Origin of the sequence: Actinomadura formosensis NBRC 14204, from assembly GCF_001552155.1 — a bacterium.
GTDB lineage: Bacteria > Actinomycetota > Actinomycetes > Streptosporangiales > Streptosporangiaceae > Spirillospora > Spirillospora formosensis.
Genome location: NZ_BCQQ01000019.1, coordinates 64,347 through 70,942, shown reverse-complemented (window position 1 = coordinate 70,942; position 6,596 = coordinate 64,347). Strand labels below are relative to the sequence as shown.

The 6,596-nt window shown below is 74.3% G+C and carries 7 protein-coding genes; 1 reads left to right on the top strand and 6 read right to left on the bottom strand.

The features are described from left to right. From AF1_RS07535 to AF1_RS07510, 6 genes are all read right to left on the bottom strand, one after another. Positions 1 to 837, bottom strand: an 837-nt coding sequence (locus AF1_RS07535) for a serine/threonine-protein kinase (RefSeq protein ID WP_255218785.1), incomplete at its 3' end; no start/stop codon positions are given. Between the two features lie 40 nt (positions 838 to 877). Then, positions 878 to 1,888 carry a ribosome small subunit-dependent GTPase A gene (rsgA, locus tag AF1_RS07530; RefSeq protein ID WP_067794279.1) on the bottom strand — a complete coding sequence of 337 codons (1,011 nt, stop codon included), beginning with the start codon at positions 1,886 to 1,888 and terminating at the stop codon, positions 878 to 880. A gap of 15 nt (positions 1,889 to 1,903) precedes the next feature. Continuing rightward, positions 1,904 to 3,223: a 3-phosphoshikimate 1-carboxyvinyltransferase gene (aroA, locus tag AF1_RS07525; protein WP_067794278.1), complete on the bottom strand. Its 1,320-nt coding sequence runs from the start codon at positions 3,221 to 3,223 to the stop codon at positions 1,904 to 1,906. A gap of 27 nt (positions 3,224 to 3,250) precedes the next feature. After that, a complete protein-coding gene (locus AF1_RS07520) occupies positions 3,251 to 3,973 on the bottom strand; it encodes an anti-sigma factor family protein (protein WP_067794277.1) in 723 nt (240 codons plus the stop codon). After that, entirely contained in the window at positions 3,970 to 4,578 is a 609-nt protein-coding gene (locus AF1_RS07515) for a sigma-70 family RNA polymerase sigma factor (protein WP_067794276.1), read from the bottom strand. The genes AF1_RS07520 and AF1_RS07515 overlap by 4 nt, the downstream gene beginning before the upstream one ends. Positions 4,579 to 4,689: 111 nt before the next feature. Continuing rightward, positions 4,690 to 5,667, bottom strand: a complete 978-nt coding sequence (locus tag AF1_RS07510; RefSeq protein ID WP_084262541.1) for a DoxX family membrane protein — start codon at positions 5,665 to 5,667, stop codon at positions 4,690 to 4,692. Between AF1_RS07510 and AF1_RS07505 the strand changes: the two genes are divergently transcribed. Beyond that, positions 5,666 to 6,550 (top strand): SOS response-associated peptidase, encoded by an 885-nt coding sequence (locus tag AF1_RS07505; RefSeq protein WP_242608732.1) that lies wholly within the window; start codon positions 5,666 to 5,668, stop codon positions 6,548 to 6,550. The genes AF1_RS07510 and AF1_RS07505 overlap by 2 nt on opposite strands. Positions 6,551 to 6,596 lie beyond the last annotated feature (46 nt).

The following is a 6,596-nucleotide window of genomic DNA, read 5'->3' as shown; positions in this document are numbered from 1 at the left end:
CGGCGCGCCGGGCGTGCGGGGCGGCCGCGGCGCGCCGTGCGCGACCCGGCGGAGCAGCCGCCCGGCCTCCTCGGGCCCCATCCGCTGCGCGGGGTCCTTGCGGAGCAGCCTGTGCAGGACGGGCGTCAGGGGACCGGCGTGCTGGAGCGGATCCGGATCGTCCGACAGGACGGCGGCCATCACGCCCCACACGTCCTCGCGCCGGAACGGCGGCCGGCCCTCGACCGCCGCGTACAGCGTCCCGCCCAGCGACCAGAGATCGGACGCCGGAGTCGCCTTCTGGTGCCGCGCCTGCTCGGGCGCCAGATAGGCGGGCGACCCGACGATCGCGCCGGCCTGGGTGAGCGTCTCGTCACCCGCCACGGTCGCGATCCCGAAGTCGGTGAGGACGGCCCGGCCCCGCGGCAGCAGCACGTTCCCCGGCTTGACGTCGCGGTGCACGACCCCGGACGCGTGCGCCGCGCCCAGCGCGTCCAGCAGGTCGAGCCCGATCGCCGCGACCCGCGCCGGCGGCAGCGGCCCCTCCCGCGCGATGACCCGGTCGAGCCCCTCGGCCCGGACGAGCTGCATCACGATCCAGGGCCGGCCGTCCTCCTCGACGACGTCGTAGACGGTCACGATGCCCGGATGGTCGAGCCGCGCCGCCGACCGCGCCTCCCGGAACGTCCGCGCGTACAGCCGCTCGACCTGCGCGTCGTCCAGCCCCTGCGGCAGCGACACCTCCTTGACCGCCACCTCGCGGCCGAGCGTCCGGTCGCGGGCCCGCCACACCGCGCCCATCCCACCCCGGCCGAGCACCTCCACGAGCTCGTACCGCGCAGCGATCATCTGAGGCATGTAAGGGACCATAGCGACGCGTAACGCCGTCCGTCGCGGGCTATTCGACGGTGTCGGAGTCGCGGGCGCCGAGAAGGCGGCGCAGGGAGTCCAGCCGGGCCCGGGAGGCGTGGCCTTCGGCGACCCACCCGTTCAGGCCGCAGTCGTCCTGGAAGTGGTCGCAGTGCGGCGGGCAGCGTTCGGCGGCGCCCTCGGCGAGGTCCTCGAACGCGTTGATCACGTTCTCCGGATCGACGTGGGCCAGGCCGAAGCTGCGGACGCCCGGGGTGTCGATGATCCAGCCGTCCGCGCCGGGCAGCTCCAGCGCGATCGCCGACGACGAGGTGTGCCGGCCGCGGCCGGTGACGACGTTGACGTGGCTGACCGCGCGTTCGGCGTCCGGGACCAGTGAGTTCACCAGCGTCGACTTGCCGACGCCCGAATGGCCCACGAGGACGCTCGCGCGGCCGGACAGGTGGGCGCGCAGCTCGTCCAGGCCGCCGCCGCGCCGCGTCACCACGTACGGGACGCCGAGCGGCGCGTACTCGGCGACCAGGGCGTCCGGGGCGGCGAGGTCGGCCTTGGTCAGGCAGAGCAGCGGATCCATCCCGGCGTCGTAGGCGGCGACGAGCTGCCGGTCGATCAGCCGGGGGCGGGGCTCGGGGGAGGCGAGCGCCGTGACGATGACCAGCTGGTCGGCGTTCGCGACGATGATCCGCTCGAACGGGTCGGTGTCGTCGGCGGTGCGGCGCAGCGAGGACGTGCGGGGCTCCACCCGGACGATGCGGGCCAGGGTGTCGGGGGCGCCGGACACGTCCCCGACCAGCGCCACCCGGTCGCCGACGACGACGCCCTTGCGGCCCAGCTCGCGGGCGCGCATCGCGATGACGCCGCGCTCGTCCCCGGTGCCGGGATCGACCAGGCAGCGGTAGCGGCCCCGGTCCACCGCGGTCACGAGCCCGGGCGAGGCGCCCTCGTGTGCGGGACGGCGGCGGGTGCGCGGCCGCGATCCCCGGCGGCCGGGCCGTACCCGGACGTCGTCCTCGTCGTAGTCATGTACGCGTCGAGCCAGTGTCCGCCCCTGACGTCAGGCGGGCGTCAGCATCGACGCCCACTGCCGGGTGAAGTTCGGAAGAGTCTTGCCCACGGTGCCCGGATTCTCCACATCGATGCCGGGAACGGCCAGGCCGAGCACCGCCGCCGCCATCACCATCCGATGGTCGTCGTAGGTGTGGAAGACGCCGCCGTGCAGCGGACGCGGGCGGATCTCCAGCCCGTCCGGCAGTTCGGTGGCGTCGCCGCCCAGCCCGTTGATCTCGGCGACCAGCGCGGCGAGCCGGTCGGTCTCGTGGCCGCGCAGGTGCGCGATGCCCGTCAGCCGGGACGGGGAGTCCGCAAGCGCGCAGAGAGCCGCGAGCACCGGGGTGAGCTCGCCCACCGCGTGCAGGTCCGCGTCCAGGCCGCCGAACCCGCCGCGGCCCCGCACGGTCAGCCCGTCCGGGCCGTGCGACACCTCGGCGCCCATCGCGCCGAGCAGCCCGCGCAGCGCGTCGCCCGGCTGCGTCGTCTCGGCCGGCCAGCCCGGCACGGTCACCCGCCCGCCCGTGACGAGCGCGGCGCCGAGGAACTGCGCCGCGTTCGACAGATCCGGCTCGATCACCCAGTCCCGGCCCCGCAGCGGGCCCGGCGCGACACGCCAGACGTTCTGCCCGGTCTCCACCGTCGCACCCGCCGCGCGCAGCATCTCAACGGTCATGGTCAGGTGCGCCGCCGACGGCACGGGCGGGCCCTCGTGCCGGATCTCGACGCCCTTGTCGAAGCGCGGCGCGGCCAGCAGCAGCCCCGACACCAGCTGGGACGATCCAGAGGCGTCGATCACGACCTCCCCGCCGTTCACCGCGCCCGTCCCGCGCACGGTGAACGGGAGCGCGCCCCGCCCGCCGTCGTCGATGTCGGCGCCGAGCGCCCGCAGCGCGGTGATGATCGGGCCCATCGGCCGCTCCCGGGCGCGCGGATCGCCGTCCACGAACACCTCGCCGGACGCCAGTGCCGCGACCGGCGGCAGGAACCGCATCACCGTCCCGGCCAGGCCCGTGTCGACGGTCGCCGGACCCGTCAGCTCACCGGGGACGACCCGCCAGTCCGTGCCCGTCCCGGGGGCCGGCCCTCCGGGGCCGCCCGCGGCGGCCCCATCGCCGCCCTCATCGACCCCGACGCCGAGCGCGCGCAGCGCGGCGGCCATCAGGTCGGTGTCGCGGCTGCGCAGCGGGCGGACGACCCGGCCCGGCGCGGCGGCGAGCGCGGCCAGGATCAGCGCCCGGTTGGTCATCGACTTCGAGCCGGGCAGCGGGACGGTGGCGTCCACCGGGACACGCGCGACCGGGGCGGGCCAGTGCGGAGAGGGCATGACCCAAGGTTATCGGGCCGGAACGGGTCAGAGCGGAATGGTGAGCAGCGTCCCGCCGCCGTCGAGGCGTACCACGAAACTGCTGATCTCCGGCCGGGTCAGCCCCGTACCGCCCTGCATGACCAGCGGCTTCGGCTGGCCCGGCACGCCGTAGCCCTTGTCGGGGACGCGCCAGCCCGCGACGGTGCTGCGCTCGCCGTTGCGCGACACGGCCTCCAGGTGGCACCGCAGCGGCCCCTTGATGCCGCGCAGTTCCAGGCTCACCTGCGTGCCCCAGCCCTTGTCGACCAGGCCGACCGTCCCGGACGCGCCCGTGCTCGCGTTCGCCGCGTGGAACCGCTCGCCGACGATCGACTGCGCCGCGGGCGGCGGCCTGTAGTGGCCCTCCTCGTTCAGCGTCGTCCCCACCGCGACACCCGCGCCCAGCGCCACCGCCGCGGCGGCGGAGGCGATCGCGTACGTGCCGCGCCGGAACCGCCGGTCGGCCCGCCGCCTGCGGCGCATCATGTCGATCACGGGCGCCGGGGCCGCGGGCGGCTCGTCCTCCTCCGGCGCCGGCTCGGCGGCGGGCTCGGCGGCGGCTCCCGGCGCCGACTCGAAGAGGGCCCCGGCCGCCCCGGCCAGCTCTCCCAGCTCGGTCTGGCAGCGGCCGCACCCGTGCAGATGCGCCTCGAAGGCCCGGCGATCGCCGTCTTCGAGAAGCCCCAGCGCGTAGGCGCCGACATCGGTGTGCTCGACCGGGGTACTCATGAGGTCACCCCCCTCTCCTCCAGGGCGACGCGCAACGCGCGCAGTGCGTAGTACACGCGGGACTTGACCGTCCCCACCGGGATGCCCAGGTACTCGGCGGCCTGGTTCACCGTCCGGTCGCGCAGCACCGTCTCCATGAGCACCTGCCGGTGCGCGGGGGACAGCGACTTCAGCGCCTCCGTCACGACGACCTTGCGCAGCAGGCCGTCCATCTCGTCCGCCATCGGGAGGTTCTCCAGGGGGCCGTCGCCGACCTCCGGCGGCCGGACCTCGCGCTGCCGCCGGTGGTCGATCACGATACGCCGGGAGACCGTGGCCAGCCACGGCATCAGCGAGGACGTCCGGTCGTCCAGCCGGTCCGCGCTGCGCCACGCCCTGATCATGGTCTCCTGCACCACGTCCTCGGCCCACTGGCGGTCACCGCCGGTCAGCCGGAGAACGAACGCGAGGAGCGGCCGATGGTACTCGCGGTAGAGCTCCGTGACGATGTCCTCGTCGTCTTTTCCGGGCTCGCGCGCGGCCGATACCGGCCGTGCCGTGCCGGGGCGGCGGAGCAGGCTCCGCAACCCGCCGGGCCGGCGGCCGGACGATCCGGGAAGGGCCATGGCCGGGGCGTCTCCGTCGTGGTGGAATGCGGGCGGTCACCCGGCAGTACGGGACCGCCTCACCTCCCGGTTCAATGGTTTTGAGGTTCTTTTAAGGTTCTCTTCGGGAAATCAGCGTTTGACCGCCTCAAGAACCTTGCCCGCCTGGACGGCCGTACCCGTCTTGACCGTCCGGCCCGCCTTCATGGCCTTCGCGGCCTGGGTGGCGGTGCCCGCCTTGACCGTCTGCCCCGCCCGCGCGGCCCGGTTCGGCTTGGACGCGCGTCCGAGCCGGAACGCGCCACCCGCCCCCTTGGCGTTCTTGAACATGCCGCCCTTGAACATGCCGCCGGCCTTGCCGGCCTTGAACACGCCGCCGTACCCGATGTTCTTCAGCGCGCCGCCCGCCTTGCCCGCCTTGAAGGCACCGCCGGCGCCGATCTTGGCCAGCGCGCCGCCGGCCCCGCCGGCCCGCCGGCCGCCCTTGCGCGCGGTCTTCGCGGGCTTCGTGATCTTCGCCGCCTTCGCCGCCTTCGCGGTCCGCCTGGCGGCCTCGCGTCCGGCCTCCGCGCGGGCGACGCGCACCTGCCGGGCCGCCTCCCGGCGAGCGTCCCGCAGCGTGGCGGCGGCCTCCCGGCGCATGGCCTTCGCCTCGGCGCCGGTCTTGATCTGCGTCTCGCGCATCGCGCGCCGCAGCTGCGCGGTGCGCGGCGGGCGCCGCGGCTCGGTCGCCGACATGAGCAGCGCGCCGAACAGGGCGGCGTTCTTCAGCAGGTGCGAGCGCTCGTTCGCGCGGCGCTCGGGGTCGTGCTCGGTCCAGTAGTGGTGCTCGGTCGCCAGCGCGGGGACCAGCTGCGCGGCGAGCAGCAGTGTCGCCAGCCGCCGGAACTTCCCGGTCAGCAGCAGCGCGCCCGTGCCGAGGCTGAGCGCGCCCTCCATCCGGACGAGGGTCTCGGGGTCCTTCGGCATCCAGTCGATCCGGTCGGCGACCGGCTTGACGGCCGGGCCGACCCGCTCAGCGCGCTCGCGCGGATCGCGGATGGCGTCCAGGCCGGTCATGATGTAGGGCGCCGCCACGAAGGGGCGGGCCAGGGTCGTGAAGGGTCGCATGACCCGCTACATGCCCAGCGTGTCGCACCTCAAGCGCGGCAGGATGGGAGCCATGTGCGGACGTTATGCAACCACCCGGGCGCGTCAGGAGCTGCTGGACGAGTTCCAGGTACAGCTCGACGCCGTCGACGGGGACATCCAGCCCGACTACAACGTCGCTCCGACGAAACAGGTACCGGCCATCCTGACCAGGGCCCCGAAGGGCGCACCCGAGGAGGCCGCCGCCGTCCGGCAGCTGCGGACGGTGCGATGGGGCCTCGTCCCGTCCTGGGCCAAGGACCTGTCCATCGGCTCCCGCATGATCAACGCGCGGTTCGAGACCGTGCACGAGAAGCCGTCGTACCGCCGGGCGTTCGCCCGGCGCCGCTGCCTGCTGCCCGCCGACGGCTACTTCGAGTGGTACACGATCCAGGACCGGGACGGCGCGCCGGACCCGGCCGAGGGCGAGAAGAAGGCCAAGAAGAAGCCGCAGAAGCAGCCGTATTTCATCCGCCCGAAAGACGGCGCGATCATGGCGATGGCCGGACTCTATGAACTGTGGAGGTCGCCCGAAGGCGGTTCCGGGGGGTCGGCCCCCCAGACCGAAGAGGGCGAGTGGGTGTGGACGTGCACGGTCATCACGACCGACGCGCCGGACGACCTCGGGCGGATCCACGACCGGATGCCGATGATCGTCGAGCCGGACCGCTGGGACGCCTGGCTCGACCCCGAGCTGACCGGCACCGAGCAGGTCCGCGGCCTCCTGGTGCCCGCCATGGCCGGGACAATGGACGCCTACCCGGTGTCAAAAGCGGTCAACAGCGTGAAGAACAACGGGCCGGAGCTCATAGAACCGGTGATTTCCGGGGATAGTCCCGGTAACCATTCCGACAGCCTGTTCTGACCGCCGCCGCCCCGCGTGCCGCCGCCCCGGCCCGTCCCGGCGGGGC